This is a genomic window from Variovorax sp. IB41, assembly GCF_016405905.1.
Classification (GTDB): Bacteria; Pseudomonadota; Gammaproteobacteria; order Burkholderiales; family Burkholderiaceae_C; genus Variovorax.
The window spans coordinates 245,998-269,400 of the sequence record NZ_JAEFCB010000009.1 but is presented as its reverse complement, the minus strand read 5'-3'; the positions used below and the strand labels follow the sequence as shown (position 1 = coordinate 269,400).

Here is a 23,403-nt window from a genome sequence, read left to right as displayed (position 1 = left end):
GGCCGGGGGACATTCGCGAAACAGAGCCCACCGTCGGCGGGAGTGCCGCCCCGAAGGAGCCTATTTCCGCGCAGACCCCGCGACCATGTCGAAGCGGAACAGCCGGCATTCGATCGGCCCGTTCCACATCGGCACGCGGCGCGATTCCTTCAGCCGCATCTGCTTGGGCAGCTTCAGGTCCGGCGTCAGGACCCAGGCCGTCCACCCGGCATAGTTCTTCTTCCAGTGGGTGGCCAATTGAGGGAAGAAATCGCTGCCGTCGCCCTCTTCGGTCTGCGCGGATTCGCGTGCACCCGCACGCGCCACGCCACCGACTTCGATCCGTTCGCCATAGGGCGGATTGAGCATGATCACCCCACCCTCGGCCGGCGGCATGCGCTGCAGCGCGTCGCCGCCGCGGAACTCGATGGCCTCGGCCACGCCGGCGCGCTCCGCGTTGCGCTCGGCGAAGTCGACCATGCGGTGCGACACGTCCGAGCCGAAGATCGCGACGCTGCCCGGCTTCACGGCCGATTGCGCTTCCTTCTTGATCGCGTCCCACACGTGCGCCTGGAACGGCAAGAGCTTCTCGAAACCGAAGCGCCTGAGCGAGCCGGCCGCGATGCCGCGCGCGATCTGGGCCGCCTCGATGGCGATGGTGCCGCTGCCGCAGCAGGGGTCGTACAGCGGCTCGTCGGCCACAGCGCCCGTCTCGGGGTTCCACCAGCCGCTGGCCGCTAGCATGGCGGCGGCCAGGGTTTCCTTCAGCGGGGCATCGCCCTTGTCCTGGCGCCAGCCGCGCTTGAAGAGCGGCTCGCCCGAGGTGTCGATGTAGAGGGTGCAGCTGTCGGTGGTCAGGTGGGCAAACACGCGGGTGTCGGGCCACTGGGTCTCGATGCTGGGGCGCACGCCGTTGGCCTTGGCGCGAAAGCGGTCGGCGATGGCGTCCTTGATGCGCAGGGTGGCGAAATTCAGGCTCTGCAGCGGGCTGTGCTGGGCGGTGGTCTCGATCTTGAAGGTCTGCTTGGGCGTGAACCAGATCTCCCAGGCCACGCCGCTCGCGATGGCGTACAGGTCGTTTTCGTTGCGGTAGGGCGCATGGGCCAGCTCGACCAGCACGCGCTGCGCGAGCCGGCTGTGCAGGTTCAGCTTCAGGGCGTCGCGCCAGTCGGCGCGCACTCTCACGCCACCGCGCAGCGTGAGCAGGTCTTGCCCGACGCGGCCGGTGAGGGCGTGCACCTCCTGGGCGAGGAATTCCTCGACGCCGGCGGCGCAAGGCAGGAAAAAGGAAAGATCGTTCACGGAAAGTTGGCCATCGGGAAGCCCGACTAGGGGCCTGCATTGTCGCCGCGTCACAGAGCTTCTCTATATAGTCGATTTGCCGATGAATCCCACCCCCGCACCCATGGTCGCCCCGCCCGCCGACGCCAGCAGCGACCGCTTTGCGATCCAGTGCGAGGTGCTGCGGCTCTCGATCCGGCCCATCGGGCCGGTGCTGCTGGTGCAATACCTGCTCAATTGCGGCGTGGCGGCGCTCTTCGCCTGGCAGTACTCGCTCACCCGCGCGCTGGTGTGGATCGCGCTCATCACCGGGGTGACGGTGATGCGCGGCTTCTTCCCCCAGCGCCTGCCCGACCCCTTCACGCCCCCGAGCCTGCGCCGCGCCCAGCGCGTGCACACGCTGCGCACCGCCATCTGGGAGCTGGCGCACGGGCTGGCCGGCGTGCTGCTCTTCAACCCCGAGCGGCCCGACCAGCAACTGCTGCTCGGCCTGATGCTGATGGGCATGACGCTGTCGTCGGCGTTCTCGGTGTCGTTCTATACGCCGGCCACGCAGCTGGCGATCACGCTCTTGCTCGCGCCGGTGATCGTCACCGGCCTCACGCTGGGCGCGCCGACGATGATGGCCGTCTCGGTGATCGGCATCGGCCTCACGGCCATGATGTGGAAGCTGGTGGCCGAGCGCTCGCGCCAGCTGGAGGAAAACATCGGCCTGCGCCTGAACGAGCGCACGCTGCGCGAGCAGGCGCTCGCGGGCCTGCGCGCCTCCGAGCAGGCGCAGGCCGAGCGGCTGCGTTTCTTCTCGGCGGCCAACCACGACCTGCGCCAGCCGGTGATGGCCATCGGCCTGCAGGCCGAGGTGCTGCGCCAGCAGCTGGACACCGGCGCGGACGCCGGCGCCGTGCAACACACGGTGGTGTCGCTCGCGCGGGCGCAGCAGGCGCTCGAAGGGCTCACCAACCAGTTGCTCGAAATCGGCCGCATCGAGGCGGCCGTCGATCCGCTGCGGCCGGTGGCGGTGGCGCTGGCGCCGCTGCTGCAGGACCTGGCGCGCCAGGCCGGCGATGGCCGCGTGACGGTGCGCTGCCCGGCCGGGGCCGTCGCGTGGACCGATGCCGTATCGCTGCGCCGCGTGCTGGCCAACCTGGTCGACAACGCCGTCAAGTTCACGCCGCGCGGCCGCGTGCTGCTGGCGGTGCGGGCGCGGCACCGGGGCGCCGAGCGGGCCTGGCGCGTCGAGGTGCGCGACAGCGGCATCGGCATCGCGGCGGATTCGCAGGAGCGCGTGTTCAACGACTTCGAGCAGATCGGCAATGCCGAGCGCAACCTGCAGCACGGGCATGGCCTGGGCCTGGCGATCGTGCGGCGGCTGGCGGCGCAGCTGGGCATCGAGGTGTCGCTGCGCTCGGCGCCGGGCCGGGGCTCGGTGTTCGGCTTCGAGCTGCCCGCAGCGCTGGGCTACGGGGCGGCGGCCACGCAGATCGCCCCCGCGCCGCTGGCCACCCCCGGCGCCGCGCTCGCGCTGCGCCCGGGCCTCGCGGTGCTGGTGGTGGAAGACAACGCGGTGGTGGCCGACAGCCTGTTCGCGCTGCTGCGGCAATGGGAGGCGCAGCCGCGCGTCTATGCGAGCGCCGCCGAGGCGCTGGCGCTGGCCGACCTGCAGGCGATCGACGTGGCGCTGTGCGACATCCGCCTGCCGGGCGCGCTCGACGGCGTCGCGCTCGCGGAGCGGCTGCAGAAACAGAACCCGGCGCTCACCATCGCGCTGATCTCGGCCGACATCAACGAGGCCACGCAACGGCTTGCCGCCGAACGCGGCTGGCATGCGCTGCGCAAGCCCGTGCAGCCGGACGAACTGCGCGGCGTGCTGCTGCGGGCCCAACGGCCTGCCTGACCTCCGGGATATGCTCCGCGCACAGGCCCTCCCCTGCACCCGATGTCCGCCGACACCCCTCTTCACCCCCAAGCCGCCCGCCTGCGCTATGGCACCGTGGCCATCGTGCTGCACTGGCTGCTCGCGGCCATGATCGTCGGCTCGCTGGGCGTGGGGCTCTACATGACCGGCCTGCCGTTCTCGCCGCAGCGCATCAGGCTCTACAACTGGCACAAGTGGGCCGGGGTAACGATTCTTCTGCTGTCGGCGCTGCGGCTGCTGTGGCGGCTCTCGCACCGCCCGCCCGTGATGCCCACGCAGGTGCTGGCCGCCATGCCGCGCTGGCAGCGCGCGGGCCGCCGCGCGAGCCATGCGCTGATGTACCTGCTGTTCTTCGCGGTGCCGCTCTTCGGCTGGGCCTACACCTCGGCGCTGGGCATTCCGGTCGTGTGGTTCGGCGTGCTGCCGCTGCCCGACTTCATGCCGGTCGACAAGGACCTCGCCGAGGCCCTGCTCAAGCCGCTGCACAAGGCGAGCGCCTTCACGCTGGCCGCGGTGGCGCTGCTGCACACCGCGGCGGCGCTCAAGCACCACTGGATCGACCGCGACGGTCTTTTGAAACGCATGTGGCCCGCGTCCGACCGCCCACGCCACTGAAGGAACCCGCCCGATGACGCGCCTCTTTTTCCCGAGCCTCGCGGCACTGGCCTTCGCGGCGGCCATGCCCGCCGCGGCCGATCCCTCCGCGAAGCTGGTCGCCGACAAGAGCCAGATCGCCTTCGTGAGCAAGCAGATGGGCGTGCCGATGGAAGGCGCCTTCAAGAAGTTCGACGCGCAGATCGCCTTCGACCCGAAGAAGCCCGAAGGCGGCAGCATCGCGCTGCAGATAGCCATCGCCGGCGCCGGTTTCGGCGTGGCGATGAGCGATGCCGAGTTGCCCAAGGCGCCGTGGTTCGACGCCGAGAAATTTCCCCAAGCCACGTTCCAGTCGAGCGCCATCAAGGCGCTGGGCGAGGGCAAGTTCGAGATGGCGGGCAAGCTCACCATCAAGGGCACGTCGAAATACGTGACGGTGCCCTTCGCCATCGCGCCGGCCGGCGGCAACTATTCGGTGGCCACCGGCAGCTTCACGCTCCAGCGCCTGGACTACAAGGTGGGCGACGGCGAGTGGACCGACACCTCGGTGGTCGGCAACGACGTGCAGGTGCGCTTCAAGCTCACGCTCGCGGGCCTCGGGCCGCTCTGAGATTTCAACCCTTTCGACTGCACACCCCGCTCTCACATTCCATGCCCCTCATTCCATGCCCCACATTCCCACCGCCATGAAGAAGCTCCTCCTCGCCTCGATGCTGTCGGCCACGGCGCTGCCGTTCGCCGCTGTCGCCCAGGAATACACGGCTCCCGCCGTGGCCGCCAAGCCCGCAGGCGGCCCCGTGAAGAACGGCAACTACGTGATCGACCCCACGCACACCTTCGTGATGTACGAGATGGGCCACTACGGCACCACCACCAACCGCGGCCGCTTCAGCACCAAGGACGGCTCGGTGCAGATCGACGGCACGGGCGCCAGCGGCAAGGTCGACATCACGATGGACATCGGCACCATCAACACCGGCGTGGACCTGCTCAACCGCCACGTGCAGAGCAAGGACTTCTTCAACGTCGCCGAATTCCCCACCGGCCGCTTCGTGGCCGACCGCATCGACTTCAGCGGCGACAAGGTGGTCGACGTGCCGGGCACCCTCACGCTGATGGGCCAGACCAGGCCCGTGACGCTGAAGGCCGTGCGCTTCAACTGCTACCTGAATCCGCTGATCAACCGCCAGGTGTGCGGCGGCGACTTCGAGACCACCGTGCAGCGCAGCGACTGGGGCATCAACTGGGGGCTGAACTTCGGCTTCGAGAACAAGGTGAAGCTCCTGGTGCAGGTCGAAGCGGTGAACGTGCAGCAATGACGACGCAAGGACGCACGCGATGATGGACACCACCCTCTCCCTGCTCGGCATCGCCGGCGCGATGACCGTGGGCGCGATGAGCCCCGGCCCGAGCTTCGTCATGGTTGCGCGCACGGCCGTGGCGTCGCGCAGCGACGGGCTCGCGGCGGCACTGGGCATGGGCGCGGGCGGCCTCGTGTTCGCGATCGCGGCGCTCGCGGGGCTGCAGGCGGCGTTTCTCGCGGTGCCGGGGCTCTACCTCGCGATCAAGGGGTTCGGCGGCGCTTACCTGATCTACCTGGGATTTCGCATCTGGCGCGGCGCGCGGCAGCCGCTCGCGATGGCACAGGACGCCGATGCCTCGTCGGCCCGGCCGCAAGGCCGCGGCGGGCGCACCTTCCTGCTCGGGCTGGCCACGCAGGTCAGCAATCCGAAGACGGCCGTGGTCTACGCGAGCATCTTCGCGGCGTTCCTGCCGCGCGAGGTGCCACTGGTGCTGGCGCTCGCGGTGCCGGTGGTGATCTTCTGCATCGAGACGGGGTGGTACGCGATCGTCGCGCTCGCGCTGTCGTCGGCGGCGCCGCGTTCGGCGTACCTGCGCTACAAGGCCTGGATCGACCGCGCAGCCGGCGGCGTGATGGGCCTGCTGGGCCTGCGGCTCGTGTGGTCGGCCGTGCGCGAAAGCTGAGGCCCCACCCGTTCGGGCTGAGCTTGTCGAAGCCTCGCGCGGCGCTTCGACAAGCTCAGCGTGAACGGCACTTTTGCAAGCAAGCCGCCAGGGATCACAGCAGGCTCTCCGGCGTCAGCGGCGCCAGCAGTTCGAGCATCGTGCGGTCCCAGAAGCCGGAGTCGGGCTCCTCGTTCAGCACCGTGGTCTTGCCCGCGTCCTCGCTGATCCATTCGATGTGCGCTTGCCCGCTGCCTTCCACGAAGCGCAGCCGGTAGGCGCCCTGCTGCTTGAGCACATCGATGAGCTTGAGCGCCTGCTGCGCCATCTCGGGGCTGCGGATGAAGAGGCCGATCTCGGTGTTGTGCGTCTCCGAGCGCGGATCGAAATTCATCGAGCCGACGAAAAGGATGCTGCGGTCGATGACGGCCGACTTCGCATGCAGCCGCCCCACCGAAGTGCCGAACAGCCCGAGCCGCACGCTGCGCCGCGTGCGCGTGGTGCTCAGCTCGTAGAGGTCGGCGCCGAGCTTGAGCATCTCGGGCCGGTAGCGGCGGTAGGCGGTGTGCACCAGCGGCTCGTCGGTGGCCGCGAGCGAGTTGGTGACCACGCTGATCTTCACGTTGCGCTGTCGTATCTCCTTCATCACCTCCAGCCCCGCGGCGCCCGGGATGAGGTAGGGCGAGACGATGGTCACCTCGCTGCGCGCGCGGCGCATCTGCTCGACCACGTTGTAGCGCACGCTGTCGACATCCAGCAGTGGCACGCCGCCGTACGACGCGGCCTTGCCGATCACGCGGTCGGGCGAATCGGCATAGGCCTCGGCCAGCGTCCAGATCAGGTCGAGCTTGCCGGCGTTCAGGTCCTCGGCCATCGGGCTGTAGCCCAGCAGGTCGTTGGGCGCGGGCCTGGGCGGCGGGGGCGTGGTGTCGGGGCCGGTGGCGGCGTCGAAGCGCCTTTGCAGTTCCTCGCGCGAGAGGTCGCTCGCGACGATCGCCTCGACCGGCCGCACGTAGATGCTGTTCCAGTACTGGTCGAACAGCACGCCCAGGCGCGGGACGAGCGCGCCGGCCACGAAGGTGTCCAGGTCGAGAAAGTTCTTGCCGGCCGTGCGCGTGAAGTACTGGTTGCCGATGTTTCGCCCGCCCGCCACCGCCATCGCGCCGTCGGCGATGAAGAGCTTGTTGTGCATGCGCCGGTTGACGCGGCTGAAGTCGAACAGCGACGCGGCAAAGCGCTTGAGCAGGCTGCCGCGCCCGGCCGGGAACGGATTGAACAGGCGCAGCTCCACGTTCGGCGTGGCGGCCAGGCCGCGCAGGAGTTCGTCTTCGCCCGACGTGTACAGGTCGTCCATCAGGAGGCGCACGCGCACCCCGCGCTCGGCCGCGTCGCGCAGGGTGCGCAGGAGGTAGCGTCCTGTCTCGTCGTTCTCGATCTGGTAGTACTGCACGTCCAGCGTGCGCTGGGCGCGGCGCGCGAGCTGGATGCGGGTGTCGAAGGCGAAGTCGCCGCCGGGCATCAGGCGAAAGCCGCTCAGGTCCGCATCGGGCTGCGAGGCCAGCGCGATGCGGCCGAGCGCGGTGTCGGTGGAAGCGGCGATGGCCTTGGTGGGCGCGCGCGGCGCCTCGTCGGGCAAGGTGGCGCAGCCGGTGAACAGCAACGCGGTTGCGATGGCGAAGACCCAATGCCCACAACGCGACCAACGCGACAGCAGGCGACGGGTCATCGGCGGCTTTCTACAGGGCCTTGCGCAGGTTGGCCGGCGCGATGCGCAGCGCCTCGCGGTACTTGGCCACGGTGCGGCGCGCGCACTCGATGCCCTGCTCCTTGAGCATCTCGGAGATCTGGCTGTCCGACAGCGGCTTCTTGATGCTCTCGGAGCTCACGAACTGCTTGATGAGCGCGCGCACCGCGGTGCTCGACGCATTGCCGCCGGTCTCGGTGCCCAGCGCCGAGCCGAAGAAGTACTTGAGCTCGACCGTGCCGAACGGCGTGGACATGTACTTGGCGGTGGTCACGCGCGAGATGGTCGATTCGTGCAGGCCCAGCTCGTCGGCGATCTCGCGCAACACGAGCGGGCGCATCGCGAGCTCGCCGTGCACGAAGTAGCTCTTCTGGCGCTCCACGATGGCATTGCTCACGCGCAGGATGGTGTCGAAGCGCTGCTGGATGTTCTTGATGAACCAGCGCGCCTCCTGCAGCCGCTGCGACAGCGCCTGGCTGCCCTCGCCCTTGTGCGACTTGAGTGCGCCCGCGTAGATGTCGTGCACGCGCAGGCGCGGCATCACCTCGGGGTTGAGCATGACGCGGAACTTGATGTTGGTGCCGCGGCCGGTCTTGGTGACGATCACGTCGGGAATGACGATGTTGCGCTCGACGTCGACGAAGCGGCGGCCCGGCTTGGGCTCCAGGCGCGCAATGATCTGCAGCGCCGAGCGCACCAGCTCTTCGTTGGTGCGCGTGAGCGTGGCCAGGCGCTTGAAGTCGCGCCGCGCGAGCAGCTCCATCGGCTGCTTGCAGATCGCGATGGCGGTCTTGCGGACAAGTTCTTCGTCCTCGGTCTCGTCTTCGCTCGCGAGCGCGCGCAGCTGGATGCCCAGGCACTCGCCCAGGTCGCGCGCGCCGACGCCCACAGGCTCCAGGCTCTGCAGCAGGCCGAGCGCCACCTGGAAGTGGTGCACGAGCTCGTCGAACTGGTCGTTGTCGTCGCCCGCCAGGCCCGAGGCCAGCGCGGGGAGCGAGTCTTCCAGGTAGCCGTCGTCGTTGAGCGATTCGATCAAGAAGCGCAGCGCGGCCCAGTCGTTCTCGTTCAGGCGCAAGCTCAGCGCCTGGCGGTGCAGGAACGATTGCAGCGACTCCTGGCTGCGCGCGAGTTCGGTGGCGTCGGCGCGTTCGTCGTCGCCCAGGTTGTTCTGGCGCGCGGGGGCGTCGCTGCCCCACTCGCTGTCGTCGGGCGCCATGTCGACGGTGCCGTCGCCTTCCCAGTCGGGCTCGCGCTCGGCGATTTCGGCGGCGGGGCCGTCGGTGTCGGGGGTCGAGGTGGTTTCGCTGGAAGTGGTCGCGCTGCTGGGTGGGGCCGAGGCGAAATCGCTCTCGCCGTTTTCACCCACGTCGTCGCGCGGGGGCGGCGTGTCGACGGCGTCGAGCCCGAATTCCTCGCGCGCCGCTTCTTCCGCGGTGCGTTCGAGGAACGGGTTCTCGTCCAGCATCTGCTCGACCTCCTGGCTCAGTTCGAGCGTGGAGAGCTGCAGCAGGCGGATCGACTGCTGCAGCTGTGGCGTGAGCGCCAGATGCTGCGAGACGCGAAGGGACAGCCCTTGCTTCATGAAGAAATGGCTCCCCCCCAGGCTGCGCGCTGCGCGCTGCGCCTACCCCCTACCGGGGGCGGGCCGGCCGCTTCGGGCGGCCGTGCGCGGCGGCCCCCGCGAAAGAACTCCGCGCGGGCGCTGACCACGTCCATCCTTAACCCTCGCCGCACGATCACATCCGGAAGTGCTCGCCCAGGTACACCCTGCGTACCTCGGCGTTGTCGACGATCTCCGAGGGTGTGCCTTGTGCCAGCACGTGCCCGTCGCTGATGATGAAAGCGTGATCGCAGATGCCCAGCGTTTCGCGCACGTTGTGGTCGGTGATGAGCACGCCGATGCCACGTTCCTTCAGGAAACTGATGATCCGCTGGATCTCGATCACCGCGATCGGGTCGATGCCGGCGAAAGGCTCGTCCAGCAGGATGAAGCGCGGTTGCGTCGCCAGCGCGCGCGCGATCTCCACGCGGCGGCGTTCGCCGCCCGAGAGCGCGAGCGCGGGCGAATCGCGCAGGTGATCCACGCGCAGGTCGGTCAGCAACTCGGAGAGGCGCTCTTCGATGTGCTTTTTCGACAGCGCCACCACCTTGCCGCTCTCGTCGGGCTCGCGCTGCAGCTCGAGCACGGCGCGCACGTTTTCCTCGACCGTGAGCTTGCGAAAGATCGACGCTTCCTGCGGCAGGTAGCTCAGGCCCATGCGGGCGCGGCGGTGGATCGGCATGTGGGCGATCGGCTCGCCGTCGATGGTGATCTCGCCCGCGTCGGCGCGCACCAGCCCGACGATCATGTAGAACGACGTGGTCTTGCCGGCGCCGTTGGGGCCGAGCAGGCCGACGACTTCGCCCTTCTGCACGTCCAGCGAGACGTCCTTCACGACGGTGCGGCTGCCATAGCTTTTCTGCAGGCCGCGCGCGACCAGGCGGCTGCCCGGGACGTTGTTGGCTTCCTGGATTCCGGCGTGTTCGATCACTTGCGCCCTTCTCCCTCTCCACCGAGCGTAGTGGTCGAGCGCAGGCCGGTGCCGGGCGCGGGGGTGGGAGCCGGTGCCGCGGGCTTCGCGCCGGCCGGGGCCGAGGCGCCTGGCTTGGGCGCGGTGGCGGCCTTCGGGGTGAGGATGGTCTTGACGCGGCCGCTGGGGGTCGATGCGTTCACGGCGGTGTTCGGCGGCACGGTGGAGCCGTTGACCGTGTAGGTGTCGTTGCTCTGGTCGTAGACGATCAGCGCGCCCTGGCTCTCGTCGTTCGGCGTGGCGCCCAGCAGGCGGCGCATGGTGGCGTTGCGGATGAACTTGACGTTGTCGGCGCGGCTGTCGTACTCGATGACTTCGGATTCGCCTTCGATCCACTCGTCGGGCGCGTTGCGCTTCTGCTTGTAGTAGGCCCGCTTGCCGGGTGCCGCCGTGACCACGCCGTACTGGTAGCCCTCGGCGTCCTGGCGCACATCCAGGCGCGCGCCGCGGATGATGATCGTGCCCTTGGTGACCAGCACGTTGCCGGTGAACACGCTGGTCTGCTTCAGGTCGTCGTACCGCATCGCATCGGACTCGATGTTCATCGGCTTGGTGCGGTCGGCGGTCTCGGCCAGGGCGCCCGAGGCGATGCCGGCCAGCAACAGCGCGCCGATGGCCAGGCGGCCGATGCGACGAATGAGGGGGGTGTGGTGTGGGTAGGAGGGCAATGTCATAGAGGCACGAAACTTGCTCTGAACCATTGTATGCGGCGGATTAACACTGGTTACCAGCGCCGATGAAAAAGGCCCGCCAAAGCGGGCCAGGTGTCCCTCTCGGGAGACACCGCGCAACCGGCTCCGCCGGACCGCAAGTGTCGCCCCCTGCAAGGGGGCAGGCGCAGCGGACACGAAGCGCCGCGCAGCCTGGGGTCAGCCCTTCTTCGCTTCGCCGACCAGGAAGTTGACGACCTGCAGCACGTTGCTCATGTTGCCGGCGGTCTCGCCGTCCACGTACCAGCGGCCGGCCACAGCCATCGCCGGCACGCCGGCCACCTTGTAGGCATCGGTCATCTGCGAGGCGCGCTTGGCCTTGCTGGCCACGCCGAACGAGGTGAAGACTTCCTTGAACTTGGCGCCGTCGATGCCGTTGGCCGCGACCCAGGCAATGATGTTGGCGTCGCCGTTCACGTTCTGGCGCTGCTTGTGGATCGCGTTGAAGACCTTGGGCTGGAATTCGTCGACCTTGCCCAGCGCCTCGAGCGCGTAGTACAGGCGCTGCTTGGCTTCGACGTCGTTGCCCACGAAAGGCACCGGGATGCGGCGGAAGGCGACTTCCTTGGGTGCCGTCTTGGCCCAGGCTTCGAGGGCGGGCTCGAAGTCGTTGCAGTGGGGGCAGTTGTACGAGAAGAACTCGACCACCTCGACCTTGCCGGCCGGCGCATCGACCGGCACGCGCTTGTCGAGCACGAGGTACTCGGAGCCGGCCTTGGGCGTGCGCGCCTGGGCGTGGGCCGGATTGGCGGCCAGCGAAAGCAGCCCGAGCGAAGTGGCGGCCAGCGAAAAGTCACGACGTTTCATTGAAAGGGTTCTCCTGTTGGTACGGCAGACTGAGCCGGCGCGCGGCGAGGAGTTCCTCGCAAGCTGGACACACGGCGCGCCCGGGGCGCTGAATGGTGGCGGTGAATGGCGGCGACAAGCGCCGCGCGGCGAAGCTTAAAGGCTATTCGTGGCAGCCGCAGCCCGGTCAGCGCTGCACGCGGACCAGGGCCGATTCCAGACCGCCACCATCGAGCCGTTCCTTGAGCCGGTCGGCGTCGTCCTTCTTGTTGAACGGACCGGCGCGCACGCGGTAGACCGTGCGGCCGGCTTGCTCCCGCTCGGTGACCCGGGCCTCGACGCCCATCAGCGACAGCTTGGCGCGCTGCGCCTCGGCGTCGTCGGTGGTGCGGAAGGCGCCGGCCTGCACGAAGTACATGAACGGATCGGCGCCGCCGGAAGACGCCGCCGCGGCGCTGTTGCTGCTGCTCGGCGCGGCGGACGCCACGGTCGTGCTGCCCGAACCGGTGCCCGCGCGGGCCCGGGCGAGGTCGCCCAGCGGATCGTTCGACGCCGGCAGCGCATTGGCTTCGGCCGGCACGGGCGCCGCGCGCGTCGGCTTGGGCGCGACCACCACGGGCACCGGCGCGGCGGCCGGGGGCGGCGTGCCGGGTGCGACGGCGGTGGTGCTGGTGGCGGGTTCGCCGGTGATCGGGTTGACCGGGCCGGTGGCGGCCGGCGGTGTCGGCCTGGCGGCGCCGGCCTTGCCGGCCAGTGGCGCGTTGGGGTCCCAATCGCGGTTCTTGCGGGCTTCGGCTTCGTCCTGCTCGGCGCCGCCCTTCTGCGTCTTGGTCACGAACGGGATCGGCACCTTGGTCACGTAGACCGCGATGCCCAGCGCGACGCCCAGGCCGAGCACCAGCCCGATGATCAGGCCGATGACGATGTTGCCGCGTTGTCTGGTTGTCTTCTTCATGGGAGTGAGGTTCACATCTTGCTCGGCGCACTGACGCCGAGAATCGCGAGGCCATTGTGCAGCACCTGCGCGATCGCGGCGACAAGCGCCAGGCGGGCCAGCTTGACCTTTTCGTCGTCCACCAGGATGCGTTCGGCGTCGTAGTAGCTGTGGTAGCTGGCCGCCAGTTCACGCAGGTAGAAAGTGACGTCGTGCGGGGCGAAATCCTTCGACGCAGCAGTGAGCATGGCCGGGTACTTGGCCAGCAGCAGCATCAGCGCCTGCGCGGCCGGGCTCTCCAGCGGCGACAGGTCCACATCCTTGAGCGTGGCGGCGTCGCCACCCCAGCCGGCCAGCACCGAGCAGATGCGCGCATGCGCGTACTGCACGTAGTAAACCGGGTTGTCGTTGTTTTTCGTCACCGCGAGATCGACGTCGAAGGTGTATTCGGTGTCGGGCTTGCGGCTCAGGAGGAAGAAGCGCACGGCGTCCGTGCTGGTCCACTCGATCAGGTCGCGCAGCGTGACGTAGCTGCCGGCGCGCTTGCTGATCTTGACCTCTTCGCCGCCCTTCATCACACGCACCATGGTGTGCAGCACGTAGTCCGGGTAGCCCTCGGGGATGCCCTCGCCCGCGGCCTGCAGCCCGGCGCGCACCCGCGCGATCGTGCCGTGGTGGTCGGTGCCCTGGATGTTCACGACCTTGTGGAAACCGCGCTCCCACTTGGCGATGTGATAAGCGACGTCGGGCACGAAGTACGTGTACGTGCCGTCCTTCTTCTTCATCACGCGGTCCTTGTCGTCGCCGTAGTCGGTCGACTTGAGCCAGAGCGCGCCCTCTTCCTCGTAGGTCTTGCCGGCCGCCACGAGCTTGCCCACCGCGGCTTCGACGCGGCCGCTGGTGTAGAGGCTGGACTCCAGGTAATAGTTGTCAAAGCGCACGCGGAAGGCCTGCAGGTCCAGGTCCTGCTCGCGGCGCAGGTACGCCACGGCGAATTCGCGGATCGAATCGATGTCCTCGATGTCGCCGCTCGCGGTGTATTCGCGGTCGTCCGACTTGACGGTCTTCTTCGCCTTGAAGTCCTCGGCGATGTCGGCGATGTAGTCGCCGTTGTAGGCCGGGGCCTTCTCGCCGCTCGGCCATTCGGCGTCGCCGGGCTTGAAGCCGCGGGCGCGCAGCTGGGTGCTGTTGGCCAGCGTCTGGATCTGCACGCCGGCGTCGTTGTAATAGAACTCGCGCCAGACGCTCTCGCCCTGCGAGGCGCGCAGGTTGCAGATGGCGTCGCCCAGCGCCGCCTGGCGGCCGTGGCCCACGTGCAGCGGGCCGGTCGGGTTGGCCGAGACGAACTCGACCAGCACCTTCTCGCCGGTGGCCGGCTGCTGGCCGAAAGTGCTACCCGCGGACAGCACCTCGCGCACGATCTGCTGCTTGGCGGCGGTCTTCAGGCGGATGTTCAGGAAGCCGGGCCCGGCGATCTCGATGGCCTCGACCCATTGGCCGAAAGCGGGGGTGGCGAGCAGCGCAGCGCTCAGTTGCTCGGCCAGTTCGCGGGGCTTGCGCGCGAGCGGTTTGGCCAGCTGCATGGCGGCCGTGCTGGCGAAATCGCCATGCGCGGCCACCTTGGGCGATTCGAACGCGGCTTTGGCGCCGGCACCGGGGGAGAGGGATTCGAGCGTGTTCGCGAGCGCCGCGAGCAGCTCCTGTTTGACCAATAGCATCCGCGAATTTTACCGGGGGCAAACCCGGGCGCAGTTGACGATGGTCATCCGATCGTTGCCGCCGCCCGTTACGATGGGCAGCCCCGGGGCGGGGCACCTGTCACAACTCCACCTTGCAAGGACATATCACCATGAAGAAGTTCCTTTCCCTGATCGCCCTGGGCGCCTGCCTTTCCTTCGGCGCCGCGCAGGCACAAGACAAGGCCCCGGCGCCCGTCACAGCCCCCGCTGCCGCCGCTCCTGCTGCCGCAGCGCCCACCGCCGGCGCCACCTGTGACGCCAAGGCCATCGACAAGAACGGCAAGCCCCTGGCCGGCGCCGCCAAGGCCAGCTCCATCAAGAAGTGCGAGAAAGACACCAAGGCCGCCGCCGCCCCCGCATGTGCCGCCAAGGCCATCGACAAGAACGGCAAGCCGCTGGCCGGCGCCGCCAAGAACAGCTTCATCAAGAAGTGCGAAAAAGACGCCAAGGCCTGAAGCCCGCGCCACTCTGAAAGCAAAGCCCGCCCCGCGCGGGCTTTTTTCATGGCCGCCCGGCGGCCGCTACTTCAGCACGCCCAGCAGGTTGTTGAAGTCGTCGGTCCAGGGCCGGGCGCCAGCCACCGGCGCGATGGCCGACGCCGCGGTGCCCACTGGTTCGCGCGCCAGCGTTTGTGCCTCACGCGCGACCAGCACCCAGTCGGTGTCGCGCAGCCAGGCGACGTCGGCGGTGTCGTCGTGCACCAGCACCGCGTGCAGCCCTTTGCTCTCGGCGATCTTCGCGACCACCGGCGCCAGCGCGAGGAAGCGGTTGGTCACGTGGAAGGCGACGATGCCGCCGGGCCGCAGGTGACGCAGGTAGACCTCCATCGCCTCCGCGGTGATCAGGTGGATCGGCACCGAGTCGCCCGAGAACGCATCGACCGCCAGCACGTCGAAGCCCTGCGCGGGCTCGCGCTCCAGCGCCAGGCGCGCGTCGCCCAGCACCCGCTCGATGCGGGCCGGGCTGTCGCGCAAAAAGCTGAATTCGCTCTCGGCCAGCGCGAACACCTGCGGATTGATCTCGTAGACGCGGTAGACGTCGCCCGCCCGGCCGTAGCCCGCGAGCGTGCCCGCGCCCAGCCCGATCAGCCCGACGCGGCGCGGCCCCGCGGGCGCGGCGGCGATCGCGCGGCCGACGCCCGAGGTGCGGCCGTAGTACGAGGTCGGCTCGCTGCGGCGCGCCGCCAGCAGGAACTGCTCGCCGTGCTTGACCGAGCCGTGGAACATCTGCCGCACATCGTCGGCCGGGTCGTCGCGCCGGTGATCGATGGTGACCAGCGTGCCGTAGAAATTGCGCTGCATGACGCGCGCGCCGGCCGAATCGCCCTGCACCTGCAGCACCAGGAACCACGCGCAGCAACCCGCGACCGCCACGCAGGCCCCCTGCAGCCAGCGCCGGCGGCGCAGCACCGCGGCCGCCACCAGCGCCGTGAGCACCAGGCCGATGCCCAGCTCGTAATAGGCGGGCAGCACGTGCGGTGCGACCAGCCCCACCGCGACGCCGCCGAGCGCGCCGCCCAGCGACAGCATCAGGTAGAAGCGCGTGAGGTACCGCGGCCCCGGCCGCAGCCGCGCCATCTCGCCGTGCAGGAACATGCACAGGGCGAAGAGGCCCGCCGCGTAGATCGGCAGCGCCGTCTTCACGTTGGTGCCGACGGCGTCCTGCAGCCCGAAGGCGCACAGCAGCAGCATCGCGGCCGCGAGCGGCAGGAACACGCCGCGCCGGTACCAGCGGTCGCTCTCGAAGCACAGCACGAAGGTCAGCAGGTAGAGCGTGAGCGGGAGCACCCAGAGGAAGGGAACGGCCGCCACGTTCTGGGTGATGTGGTTGGTCACCGCCAACAGCAGCCAGGAGCCCAGCGCGGGCAGCGCGAGCCACAGCAGGTAGTCGGCGGCGCGCGGCGGTTGCTCGGCAGGGGCAGCCGCCGCATCGCCGGCTGCTTGCGGCAGCGCCGCGTCGGCCCAGCGTCGCGCCACGTACAGCGTGGTGCCGCTGCACAGCGCGACGAACGCCCCGTAGCCCCACGACCATCCGTGCGCCTGCTGCAGCAGCGAACTGCGCGGCTCGATCAGCACCGGATAGCTCAAGAGCGACAGCAGCGACGCCAGGTTCGACAGCGAAAAATACCGGTACACCTGCGCGCCCCACGGCGTGCGCGCCACCCACGACTGCACCAGCGGCCCGGTGGTCGAGAGCAAGAAATACGGCAGGCCGATGGTGCCCAGCAGCAGGCCCAGGATCCACAGCGTCGGGTCTTCGGCGCCCGTCGGCTTCCAGCGCGCGCTGGTCACGATCGGCAGGAAGGCCAGGCTCGCGAGCAGGAGCGCAACGTGCAGCGCCGCCTGGGCGCGCACCCGCAGGTGGCGCGTGATCCAGTCCGAATACGCGTAGCCCGCGAGCAGCACGACCTGGAAGAACACCATGCAGATCGACCACACCGCGGCCGAGCCGCCGAACCACGGCAGGATCTGCTTGGCGATGAGCGGCTGGACCAGGAACAGCAGGAACGCGCTGCTGAAGATCGTGCCGGCAAACAGGAACTGGATGCCGGCGGGTCCCATGCCGGCTTACTTGCCGAAGCCGCGCGCGAGGAACACGGCGACCAGCGGAATCAGCGCGATCAGGTGGGCCTGCACCATCACCAGCTTGCGCGTCTTCCTGATGTCGTCTTCCAGCGGCAGCTTGCCGGTGGAGCGCAGCGTCTTGCGCCAGCGAAAGTAGGTGAGCGTCGGAAAGATCGACAGCACGCCCACGATGATGAAGAGCCCCAGCTTCACGTGCAAGAGCGGGTTGGTCCAGTACCAGGCCGTGCCCTTCACGCCCCACCAGGTGCGTGCGATGCCGGTGACGAGCACCGCGATGGCGGCGATGCCGTAGACCATGTCGACCTTGGCGAGCCGCTCGACGACCGCGGCATTGAGCCACTGCACGCGGCACAAGGCGGCCTCACTGGAAATGAACACGACCATCGTGAGGATGGCCAGCAAGTGCAGGTAGGCGAGGATGGCTTCGAGGGTCATCGATGGCTTTCAAGACTAGAGCTCGCCCCCAGGCTTCGCGCACTTCGTGTCGCTTCGCCAACCCCCTACCGGGGGCAACACCTGCGGCCCGGCAAAGCCGGTTCCGCGGTGTTTCGCGAAGAGAGCCGTGGGGACATCGGCCGTTTTTAAATGCAAACTGATTGTGACGCCGCTAACGCCGCTTCAGGCCGCTTCAGGCCGTTCGTCCCCAGAATTCCGGTTGTCCGTACTGGTCCTTGAGGAAATCAAGCCACAGTCGCACCCGCAGCGGCAGGTGCTTGGCGCCCGCGAACACCGCGTAGATGCCGTTGGGCGGCGCGGCGAATTCGTCGAGCACCGGCACCAAGAGGCCCGCATCGATCTCGGCCTCCACCTCCCAGGTGCTGCGCCAGGCGATGCCGTGGCCGGCCAGGCACCAGTCGTGCAGCACCTGGCCGTCGGAGCAGTCGAGCGGGCCGCTCGGGCGCAGGTGGATCAGCTCTTCCACGCCCGCCTCGCTGGTGACCCGAAAGGCCCAGCCGCGCGTCTGCGAGGCATCGCTCGATAGCGTGAGGCAGGCGAAGCGCGACAGGTCGCCGGGGTGTTTGGGCGTGCCGTGGCGGCGCAGGAAATCGGGCGTCGCCACGCAGCGGCGGCGGTTGTCGGCCAGGCGCACGCTCACGAGCGAGGAGTCGGGCAGGTCGCCCACGCGCACCGCGCAATCGAAGCTCTCACCGGTCACGTCGACCACACGGTCGCTGAGGTTCAGCGAGATGGTCACTTCCGGGTGCATCGCATGAAAGCGCGGCACCAGCGGCGCGACGTGGCGGCGCCCGAAGCCGGCCGGCGCCGTCACGCGCAGGTGCCCGCTCGCCTTGACGCCGCCGGCGCTCACGCTGGCCTCGGCATTCGCGAACTCGGTGAGCAGCCGCTGGCAGTCTTCGAGGAACGCGCTGCCCTCGTGCGTGAGCGTGATGCGCCGCGTGGTGCGCACCAGGAGCTTCACGCCCAGCCGCTCTTCCAGCGCATCGAGCCGCCGCCCCATGATCGCGGGCGCCACGCCCTCAGCCTTGGCCGCGGCCGTGAGGCTGCCACGCGTGGCGACCGAGACGAAGGATTCGAGTTGCTTCAGGCGGTCCATGGGGCGGAAACTATATCGCCCACCGCCCGGAAGGCACTTCTTATTCGGGCCTCACGCCCGCGTCGCGCACCGCCACGCCCCAGCGCTCGTGCTCCGCCTTGATGTACTGCGCCGCCCGCTCCGGACTGCCGCCCACCGGCACGCTGCCCTCGGCCTGCAGCTGCGCGATGGTCGCGGGCTTGGCGAGCGCCTTGTCGATGGCGGCGTTGAGCTTCTTCACGATGTCGGCGGGCGTGCCGGCCGGCATGACGACGGCCTTCCAGTCCACCGCCTCGAAGCCCTTGTAGCTCTCGCCCACGGTCGGCACGTCGGGCATCACCGGCAGGCGCTGCGCCGAGGTGACGGCCAGCGCGCGCAGCTTGCCGCCCTTGACCATCGCGAGCGCGCCCTGCGGCGTGGCGAACATGTAGTCGGTCTGGCCGCCCAAGAGGTCGGTGATGGCCGGCGCGGCGCCCTTGTACGGCACGTTGAGCACCTTGAAGCCCGCGCGCTTGGCGAGCACTTCGCCGGCCATGTGGCCGAGCGTGCCGGTGCCGGCGAGCGCCTGCTTGATCTCGCCGGGCCTGGCCCTGGCGGCGGCCACCACGTCGGCCAGCGTCTTGAAGGGCGCATCGGTGCGCACCACCAGCACGACCGGCTGCGCCGCGACGATCGACACGGCCACAACGTCCTTCAATGCGTCGTAGGGCATCTTCGGAAAGAGCGTCGGGTTGATCGCGAGGTTGGCCGTCTGGCCAAGGCCGATGGTGTAGCCGTCGGGCTTGGCCTTGGCCACCACGTCGATGCCGATGTTGCCGTTGCCGCCCGCGCGGTTGTCCACGATGAAGGTCCACTTCGTGTCGTCGGTCACCTTCTGCGCGATGAGGCGCGCGACGATGTCGGTGGCGCCGCCCGGGGTGTAGGGCACGACCAGGCGCACGGGCTTGTCGGGCCAGGCGGCGGTGTCTGCGGCAATGGCCGGCAGAGCGGAAAGGCATGCAGCGGCTGCGGCGCAAGCCAGCAAGGCGCGCCGTGGGGTGAGAAACATGGGGATCAGTCTCCGAGGGTGATGTGGTGTGACTTGAGGGCCGCGATCTCTTCGTCGCTGTAGCCCACTTCCTTGAGCAGCTCATGGCTGTGCTCGCCGATGTGCGGCGGCTGCAGCCGGATGCCGGGGCGCTGGCCGCCCAGCGTGAACGGCGCGAGCGGCACCTTGGCCATGTGGCCGTCGTTCATGCGCACGGGCGCCAGGCCTCCGGTGGCGTTCAGGTGCGGATCGTCGAACAGCTCCTGCGGCTTGGTGATGGGCGCGAAGGGCAGCTCGTTCTGCTCGAACACCGCGGCGAGCTCGGCCGCGCTGCGCCCGGCCAGGTGCGAGCGCAGGATCGGCATCATCCATTCGCGCGCGCGCACGCGGTCGTTGTTGGTCTTCAGGCGCGGATCGGCCAGCATGTCTTCCAGGCCGAAGGCCTTGCAGAAGATGGCCCACTGCTTGTCGCTCACGGCCGCCAGAAAGATCTGCTCGCCGTCCTTCACCGTGAAGACGTCATACACCGCCCAGGCCGAGATGCGGCTGGGCATCGGGTCGGCCGCCTTGCCGGTGGCGGCGAACTGCATCATGTGCTGCGCGACCAGGAACACGTTGTTCTCGAAGAGCGCGGCCTGCACCTCGCAGCCCTTGCCCGTGGCATCGCGCTGGCGCAGCGCGGCCATCGCGCCGATGGCGCCGAACATGCCGCCCATGATGTCGTTCACGCTGGTGCCCGCGCGCAGCGGGTCGCCCGAACGGCCGGTCATGTAGGCGAGGCCGCCCATCATCTGCACCACTTCGTCCAGGGCCGTGCGGTGGTCGTAGGGGCCGGGCAGGAAACCCTTGTGGCTCACGTAGATGAGGCGCGGGTTGAGCTTGGAAAGCGTCTCGTAGTCGAGCCCCAGTTTCTTCATCGTGCCGGGCTTGAAGTTCTCGCTCACGATGTCGGCGGTGGCGATCAGGCGCAGCGCGGCCTCCACGCCTTCGGGTTGCTTCAGGTCGAGCGCGATGCTCTTCTTGTTGCGGTTGAAGGTCGGAAAGAAGCCCGAGCCCGAGCCGAGCAGGCGGCGCGTGTTGTCGCCCTCGATGGGCTCGACCTTGATGACCTCGGCGCCGAGGTCGGCCAGGAGCAGCCCGCAGGTCGGGCCCATGACCATGTGGGTGAATTCGACGACGCGGATGCCCGCATAGGGCAAGGAGGGCGGAGGATTGGCTTCAGACATGTGCGTGGTGTTCCTGGACAAAGCCCTTGGGCAGGCCGGCCTCGGGCGTCATGCCGTAGACCGGTTCACCGGGCAGGCCCGCCATGAGCGGCGCGCGCGCCGCGATGAGTTTCTCGATGTCGATGCCGGTGCGAACGCCCATGGCCTCGAACATGAAGACGAGGTCTTCGGTCACCGCATTGCCCGAAGCGCCGGGCGCGTAGGGGCAGCCGCCCAGGCCGCCGAGCGAGGCGTCGAAGGTGCGCACGCCCTCGTCCCACGCGGCCAGGCAGTTCGCGATGCCCAGGCCCCGCGTGTTGTGCATGTGGGCCGCGCCGGCGTGCGTGCCGAGCTCCGCGCGCAGGCGCTTGAAGAGCCGGCGCACCTGCGCGGGATTGGCGTAGCCCACGGTGTCGGAGAGCCCCGCTTCCTCGGCACCCGCTTCGATGCATTGCGCGGCGAGACGGATCACATCGTCTTCCGGCACCAGCCCTTGCAGCGTGCAGCCGAAGGCCGTGGAGATGCCGGCTTCGAGCTTGACTTGCGGCGCGAGCGCGCGGCGCAGGTCAGAGATGGCGCGCACCTCCTCGACCATCTCGGTGGGCGTCTTGCGCACGTTGGCCAGCGAATGCGCCACGCTCGCCGACACCGGCATCGTGAGCTTGTGCACGCCCGCTTCCAGCGCGGCCTCGGCGCCCTTGCGATTGGGCACCAGCGCCATCACGACGAGGCCGGGCAGCGTGATCGCGTGGCGCACCACGTCGGCGGCATCGGCCATCTGGGGCAGCAGCTTGGCGGGCACGAACGAGGCGACCTCGATCTCGCGCACGCCGGCGGCGTAGAGCGCGTCGATCCAGCGCAGCTTGTCGGCCGTGGGCATGGTGGCCTTGACCGATTGCAGGCCGTCGCGCGGGCCGACCTCGCTGATGAGGACGTCGGGGGGTGTCATCGACTTCGTCTCCTTTGGAGCGATCCGGGATAAATCGTGGTGATCGCTTGACAGTTCTATTAGACAGAACTAGATTCCGTTTAACAGAATTAAACCGCCGATCGACTTTCCCTGTCAAGCGACGCCCATGCCCCGCAAAGCCCAGACCGAATCGGTTTCCGACCTCAACGCCGCCCCCGGCGGCGCCGCCGCGGTCGATCGCGCGCTGAGCCTGCTGTCGGCGTTCCAGGCGGGCGACGAGGCGCTGTCGCTCGCGCAGTTCGCCGAGCGCACGCAGCTCTACAAGAGCACGGTGCTGCGGCTCCTGGCATCGCTCGAACACGCGCGATTGATACGGCGTCAGGACGACGGCCGCTACGCGCTCGGCATGGAGATCGCGCGGCTGCACGGGCTCTACGCCGCGTCGCAGTCGCTCGACCGCATCGTGCTGCCGGTGCTGCGCGCGCTGGTCGCCGCCACCGGCGAAAGCGCGGCGTACCACGTGCGGCAGGACCAGGGCGAGAGCTGGGTGCGGCTGTGCCAGTTCCGCGTCGATTCATCGCATGTGGTGCGCGACCACGTGCGCGCGGGCGACCTCCTGCCCAACGACCGCGGCGCCGGTGCGCGCGTGCTGATCGCCTTCGGACCCGAAGCCGAGCGGCCGCGTGGCGCAAAGGAACGCAAGCTCTACGACGCGATCCGCGCGCAAGGCTTCTGCGCGCTGGTGGGCGACCGCACGGCGGAGCTCGCGGGCATCTCGGCGCCCGTGTTCCATGCGGACGACCGCCTCGCCGCGGCAGTCACGCTCACGATGCCGACGCACCGCTACGACGAGGGCTACATCGAGCCCGTGCGCGCGGCGGCCAAGGAGCTCAGCGGGCAGGTCTGAAATTCAGGATTCGGCCTTGAAGCCCGAGTTCTTGATCGGCATCTCCCAGCGCTTCAAATGCGCTGCTTGGATCGCGGCGAGTTCAGTCGGCCCCGCGTGCGCCGGCACGAGCCCCAGCGCGTAGATCCGATCCTGCACATCGGGCATGCGCAGCGCGTCGGCCACGGCCTTGTCGATGCGCGCCACCACCTCGGGCGACATGCCCGGCGGGCCGTAGAGCCCGAAGAACGCATCGGCCGTCACGTTGATGCCCGCCTCCTTCAGCGTCGGCACCTCGGGCAGCGCGCGGCTGCGCTGCTCGCCCGTCACCGCGAGGATGCGCACCTTGCCGGCGCGATGGTGCTCGATGGTTTCGGAGGCGGTGTCGACCATCAGCGGCACCTGCCCGCCGATCAGGTCCTGCGCAGCTGGCGCGCCGCCGCGGTAGGCGACGTGCGTCATCGGCACGCCCGCCGCCTGCGCCAGCAGTTGGCCCGCGAAGTGGGGCACCGTGCCCGCGCCCGAGGTCGCGTAGTTGGCCTTGGCGGGGTTGGCCTTCATCCACGCCAGCACCGTCTTCAGGTCGCCGGGCGGCGCGCCCGGGCCGGCGGTCACCGCGAAGTCGAAGGTGCTGCCGAGCGCGATCGGCGTGAAGTCCTTCGCTGGGTCGTAGCCGAGGTTCGCATAGAGCCACGGGTGGATCACCATCGCGCCGCTCGGCGAGAAGACCAGCACGCTGCCGTCCGGCGGCGAGCGCTTGAGCTCGGCCAGCGCGAGGCGCCCCGCCGCGCCTGGCTTGTTGTCGATGATGACGTTCTGCCCGAGCGAGACGCGCATCTTGTCGGCCAGGAGGCGCGCCACCACGTCCGCCGAGCCGCCCGGCGGAAACCCGATCAGGATGCGCGTGGTGCGCTCCTGCGCGAAGGCCGATGGCGCAAGCGCCGTGGCGGCAATGACGGCAGCGGCTTGCGCTGCGAACTGGCGGCGTTTCATGCTTCTGTCTCCTCGGGGGTCGTGGTGGAAATGAGGGCGGGCGCGA

General features: G+C 69.1%; 22 protein-coding genes. 7 read left to right on the top strand and 15 right to left on the bottom strand.

Features of this window, described 5'->3' with window-relative positions; all coding sequences use genetic code 11:
- Window positions 1–60: 60 nt before the first annotated feature.
- Complete coding sequence (locus JC881_RS18545; protein ID WP_198787171.1) at window positions 61–1,281, bottom strand: THUMP domain-containing class I SAM-dependent RNA methyltransferase; 1,221 nt, start codon at window positions 1,279–1,281, stop codon at window positions 61–63.
- Window positions 1,282–1,384: 103 nt separating this feature from the next.
- On the opposite strand from JC881_RS18545, the gene JC881_RS18540 reads away from it, so the two are divergent.
- The 5 genes from JC881_RS18540 (at window position 1,385) to JC881_RS18520 (ending at window position 5,755) form a co-directional block, all read left to right on the top strand.
- Complete coding sequence (locus tag JC881_RS18540; protein WP_233101874.1) at window positions 1,385–3,154, top strand: ATP-binding response regulator; 1,770 nt, start codon at window positions 1,385–1,387, stop codon at window positions 3,152–3,154.
- 42 nt (window positions 3,155–3,196) lie between these two features.
- Window positions 3,197–3,790, top strand: coding sequence for a cytochrome b (locus JC881_RS18535; protein WP_198787169.1), 594 nt, complete (start codon window positions 3,197–3,199; stop codon window positions 3,788–3,790).
- Window positions 3,791–3,803: 13 nt separating this feature from the next.
- The gene (locus JC881_RS18530; RefSeq protein ID WP_198787168.1) at window positions 3,804–4,379 is read left to right on the top strand and encodes a YceI family protein; all 576 of its coding nucleotides are present in this window, start codon (window positions 3,804–3,806) and stop codon (window positions 4,377–4,379) included.
- 76 nt (window positions 4,380–4,455) lie between these two features.
- Window positions 4,456–5,088 carry a YceI family protein gene (locus JC881_RS18525; protein ID WP_198787167.1) on the top strand — a complete coding sequence of 211 codons (633 nt, stop codon included), beginning with the start codon at window positions 4,456–4,458 and terminating at the stop codon, window positions 5,086–5,088.
- A gap of 19 nt (window positions 5,089–5,107) precedes the next feature.
- Window positions 5,108–5,755, top strand: a complete 648-nt coding sequence (locus tag JC881_RS18520) for a LysE family translocator (RefSeq protein ID WP_198787166.1) — start codon at window positions 5,108–5,110, stop codon at window positions 5,753–5,755.
- A 94-nt stretch (window positions 5,756–5,849) separates the two neighbouring features.
- Here the strand turns inward: JC881_RS18520 and JC881_RS18515 are convergent, their stop codons facing one another.
- From JC881_RS18515 to argS, 7 genes are all read right to left on the bottom strand, one after another.
- Complete coding sequence (locus JC881_RS18515; RefSeq protein WP_198787165.1) at window positions 5,850–7,460, bottom strand: phospholipase D family protein; 1,611 nt, start codon at window positions 7,458–7,460, stop codon at window positions 5,850–5,852.
- 10 nt (window positions 7,461–7,470) lie between these two features.
- A complete protein-coding gene (gene rpoN / locus JC881_RS18510; protein WP_198787164.1) occupies window positions 7,471–9,060 on the bottom strand; it encodes an RNA polymerase factor sigma-54 in 1,590 nt (529 codons plus the stop codon).
- A gap of 154 nt (window positions 9,061–9,214) precedes the next feature.
- Window positions 9,215–10,009, bottom strand: coding sequence for an LPS export ABC transporter ATP-binding protein (lptB, locus tag JC881_RS18505; protein WP_198787163.1), 795 nt, complete (start codon window positions 10,007–10,009; stop codon window positions 9,215–9,217).
- Window positions 10,006–10,722: a lipopolysaccharide transport periplasmic protein LptA gene (lptA, locus tag JC881_RS18500; RefSeq protein WP_198787162.1), complete on the bottom strand. Its 717-nt coding sequence runs from the start codon at window positions 10,720–10,722 to the stop codon at window positions 10,006–10,008. The genes lptB and lptA overlap by 4 nt, the downstream gene beginning before the upstream one ends.
- 195 nt (window positions 10,723–10,917) lie before the next feature.
- Window positions 10,918–11,565 (bottom strand): thiol:disulfide interchange protein DsbA/DsbL, encoded by a 648-nt coding sequence (locus JC881_RS18495; RefSeq protein ID WP_198787161.1) that lies wholly within the window; start codon window positions 11,563–11,565, stop codon window positions 10,918–10,920.
- Window positions 11,566–11,731: 166 nt separating this feature from the next.
- Complete coding sequence (locus JC881_RS18490) at window positions 11,732–12,499, bottom strand: SPOR domain-containing protein (protein ID WP_198787160.1); 768 nt, start codon at window positions 12,497–12,499, stop codon at window positions 11,732–11,734.
- Window positions 12,500–12,510: 11 nt separating this feature from the next.
- On the bottom strand, window positions 12,511–14,196 hold the full coding sequence (gene argS / locus JC881_RS18485) for an arginine--tRNA ligase (RefSeq protein WP_198787159.1): 1,686 nt from the start codon (window positions 14,194–14,196) through the stop codon (window positions 12,511–12,513).
- A 131-nt stretch (window positions 14,197–14,327) separates the two neighbouring features.
- On the opposite strand from argS, the gene JC881_RS18480 reads away from it, so the two are divergent.
- On the top strand, window positions 14,328–14,672 hold the full coding sequence (locus JC881_RS18480) for a hypothetical protein (RefSeq protein WP_198787158.1): 345 nt from the start codon (window positions 14,328–14,330) through the stop codon (window positions 14,670–14,672).
- Window positions 14,673–14,738: 66 nt separating this feature from the next.
- On the opposite strand, the gene JC881_RS18475 is transcribed toward JC881_RS18480, so the two are convergent.
- The 6 genes from JC881_RS18475 to JC881_RS18450 form a co-directional block, all read right to left on the bottom strand.
- The gene (locus JC881_RS18475; RefSeq protein ID WP_198787157.1) at window positions 14,739–16,778 is read right to left on the bottom strand and encodes a spermidine synthase; all 2,040 of its coding nucleotides are present in this window, start codon (window positions 16,776–16,778) and stop codon (window positions 14,739–14,741) included.
- 6 nt (window positions 16,779–16,784) lie between these two features.
- Complete coding sequence (locus tag JC881_RS18470) at window positions 16,785–17,237, bottom strand: DUF2214 family protein (RefSeq protein ID WP_198787156.1); 453 nt, start codon at window positions 17,235–17,237, stop codon at window positions 16,785–16,787.
- 193 nt (window positions 17,238–17,430) lie between these two features.
- A complete protein-coding gene (locus JC881_RS18465) occupies window positions 17,431–18,357 on the bottom strand; it encodes a LysR family transcriptional regulator (RefSeq protein WP_198787155.1) in 927 nt (308 codons plus the stop codon).
- A 40-nt stretch (window positions 18,358–18,397) separates the two neighbouring features.
- On the bottom strand, window positions 18,398–19,384 hold the full coding sequence (locus tag JC881_RS18460) for a Bug family tripartite tricarboxylate transporter substrate binding protein (protein WP_198787154.1): 987 nt from the start codon (window positions 19,382–19,384) through the stop codon (window positions 18,398–18,400).
- 5 nt (window positions 19,385–19,389) lie between these two features.
- The gene (locus JC881_RS18455; RefSeq protein WP_198787153.1) at window positions 19,390–20,589 is read right to left on the bottom strand and encodes a CaiB/BaiF CoA transferase family protein; all 1,200 of its coding nucleotides are present in this window, start codon (window positions 20,587–20,589) and stop codon (window positions 19,390–19,392) included.
- Window positions 20,582–21,517 (bottom strand): hydroxymethylglutaryl-CoA lyase, encoded by a 936-nt coding sequence (locus JC881_RS18450; protein WP_198787152.1) that lies wholly within the window; start codon window positions 21,515–21,517, stop codon window positions 20,582–20,584. Before JC881_RS18450 ends, JC881_RS18455 begins: the two co-directional genes overlap by 8 nt.
- Before the next feature lie 127 nt (window positions 21,518–21,644).
- Here JC881_RS18450 and JC881_RS18445 point away from each other — a divergent pair, with 127 nt between their 5' ends.
- The gene (locus JC881_RS18445; RefSeq protein WP_198787151.1) at window positions 21,645–22,385 is read left to right on the top strand and encodes an IclR family transcriptional regulator; all 741 of its coding nucleotides are present in this window, start codon (window positions 21,645–21,647) and stop codon (window positions 22,383–22,385) included.
- A 3-nt stretch (window positions 22,386–22,388) separates the two neighbouring features.
- Here JC881_RS18445 and JC881_RS18440 read toward each other — a convergent pair whose 3' ends face one another.
- Window positions 22,389–23,357 (bottom strand): Bug family tripartite tricarboxylate transporter substrate binding protein, encoded by a 969-nt coding sequence (locus JC881_RS18440; RefSeq protein WP_198787150.1) that lies wholly within the window; start codon window positions 23,355–23,357, stop codon window positions 22,389–22,391.
- Window positions 23,358–23,403: the final 46 nt, after the last annotated feature.

Excerpts from the sequence above, each read along its gene's own strand:
- JC881_RS18540 (WP_233101874.1), top strand. The coding sequence starts at position 1,385 with ATGGTCGCCCCGCCCGCCGACGCCAGCAGCGACCGCTTTGCGATCCAG.
- JC881_RS18515 (WP_198787165.1), bottom strand. The coding sequence starts at position 7,460 with ATGACCCGTCGCCTGCTGTCGCGTTGGTCGCGTTGTGGGCATTGGGTC.
- lptA (WP_198787162.1), bottom strand. The coding sequence starts at position 10,722 with ATGACATTGCCCTCCTACCCACACCACACCCCCCTCATTCGTCGCATC.
- JC881_RS18475 (WP_198787157.1), bottom strand. The coding sequence starts at position 16,778 with ATGGGACCCGCCGGCATCCAGTTCCTGTTTGCCGGCACGATCTTCAGC.
- JC881_RS18480 (WP_198787158.1), top strand. The coding sequence starts at position 14,328 with ATGAAGAAGTTCCTTTCCCTGATCGCCCTGGGCGCCTGCCTTTCCTTC.
- JC881_RS18535 (WP_198787169.1), top strand. The coding sequence starts at position 3,197 with ATGTCCGCCGACACCCCTCTTCACCCCCAAGCCGCCCGCCTGCGCTAT.
- JC881_RS18460 (WP_198787154.1), bottom strand. The coding sequence starts at position 19,384 with ATGTTTCTCACCCCACGGCGCGCCTTGCTGGCTTGCGCCGCAGCCGCT.
- JC881_RS18455 (WP_198787153.1), bottom strand. The coding sequence starts at position 20,589 with ATGTCTGAAGCCAATCCTCCGCCCTCCTTGCCCTATGCGGGCATCCGC.
- JC881_RS18445 (WP_198787151.1), top strand. The coding sequence starts at position 21,645 with ATGCCCCGCAAAGCCCAGACCGAATCGGTTTCCGACCTCAACGCCGCC.
- JC881_RS18490 (WP_198787160.1), bottom strand. The coding sequence starts at position 12,499 with ATGAAGAAGACAACCAGACAACGCGGCAACATCGTCATCGGCCTGATC.
- argS (WP_198787159.1), bottom strand. The coding sequence starts at position 14,196 with ATGCTATTGGTCAAACAGGAGCTGCTCGCGGCGCTCGCGAACACGCTC.
- JC881_RS18450 (WP_198787152.1), bottom strand. The coding sequence starts at position 21,517 with ATGACACCCCCCGACGTCCTCATCAGCGAGGTCGGCCCGCGCGACGGC.
- JC881_RS18495 (WP_198787161.1), bottom strand. The coding sequence starts at position 11,565 with ATGAAACGTCGTGACTTTTCGCTGGCCGCCACTTCGCTCGGGCTGCTT.
- rpoN (WP_198787164.1), bottom strand. The coding sequence starts at position 9,060 with ATGAAGCAAGGGCTGTCCCTTCGCGTCTCGCAGCATCTGGCGCTCACG.
- JC881_RS18520 (WP_198787166.1), top strand. The coding sequence starts at position 5,108 with ATGATGGACACCACCCTCTCCCTGCTCGGCATCGCCGGCGCGATGACC.
- JC881_RS18465 (WP_198787155.1), bottom strand. The coding sequence starts at position 18,357 with ATGGACCGCCTGAAGCAACTCGAATCCTTCGTCTCGGTCGCCACGCGT.
- JC881_RS18530 (WP_198787168.1), top strand. The coding sequence starts at position 3,804 with ATGACGCGCCTCTTTTTCCCGAGCCTCGCGGCACTGGCCTTCGCGGCG.
- JC881_RS18440 (WP_198787150.1), bottom strand. The coding sequence starts at position 23,357 with ATGAAACGCCGCCAGTTCGCAGCGCAAGCCGCTGCCGTCATTGCCGCC.
- JC881_RS18470 (WP_198787156.1), bottom strand. The coding sequence starts at position 17,237 with ATGACCCTCGAAGCCATCCTCGCCTACCTGCACTTGCTGGCCATCCTC.
- JC881_RS18525 (WP_198787167.1), top strand. The coding sequence starts at position 4,456 with ATGAAGAAGCTCCTCCTCGCCTCGATGCTGTCGGCCACGGCGCTGCCG.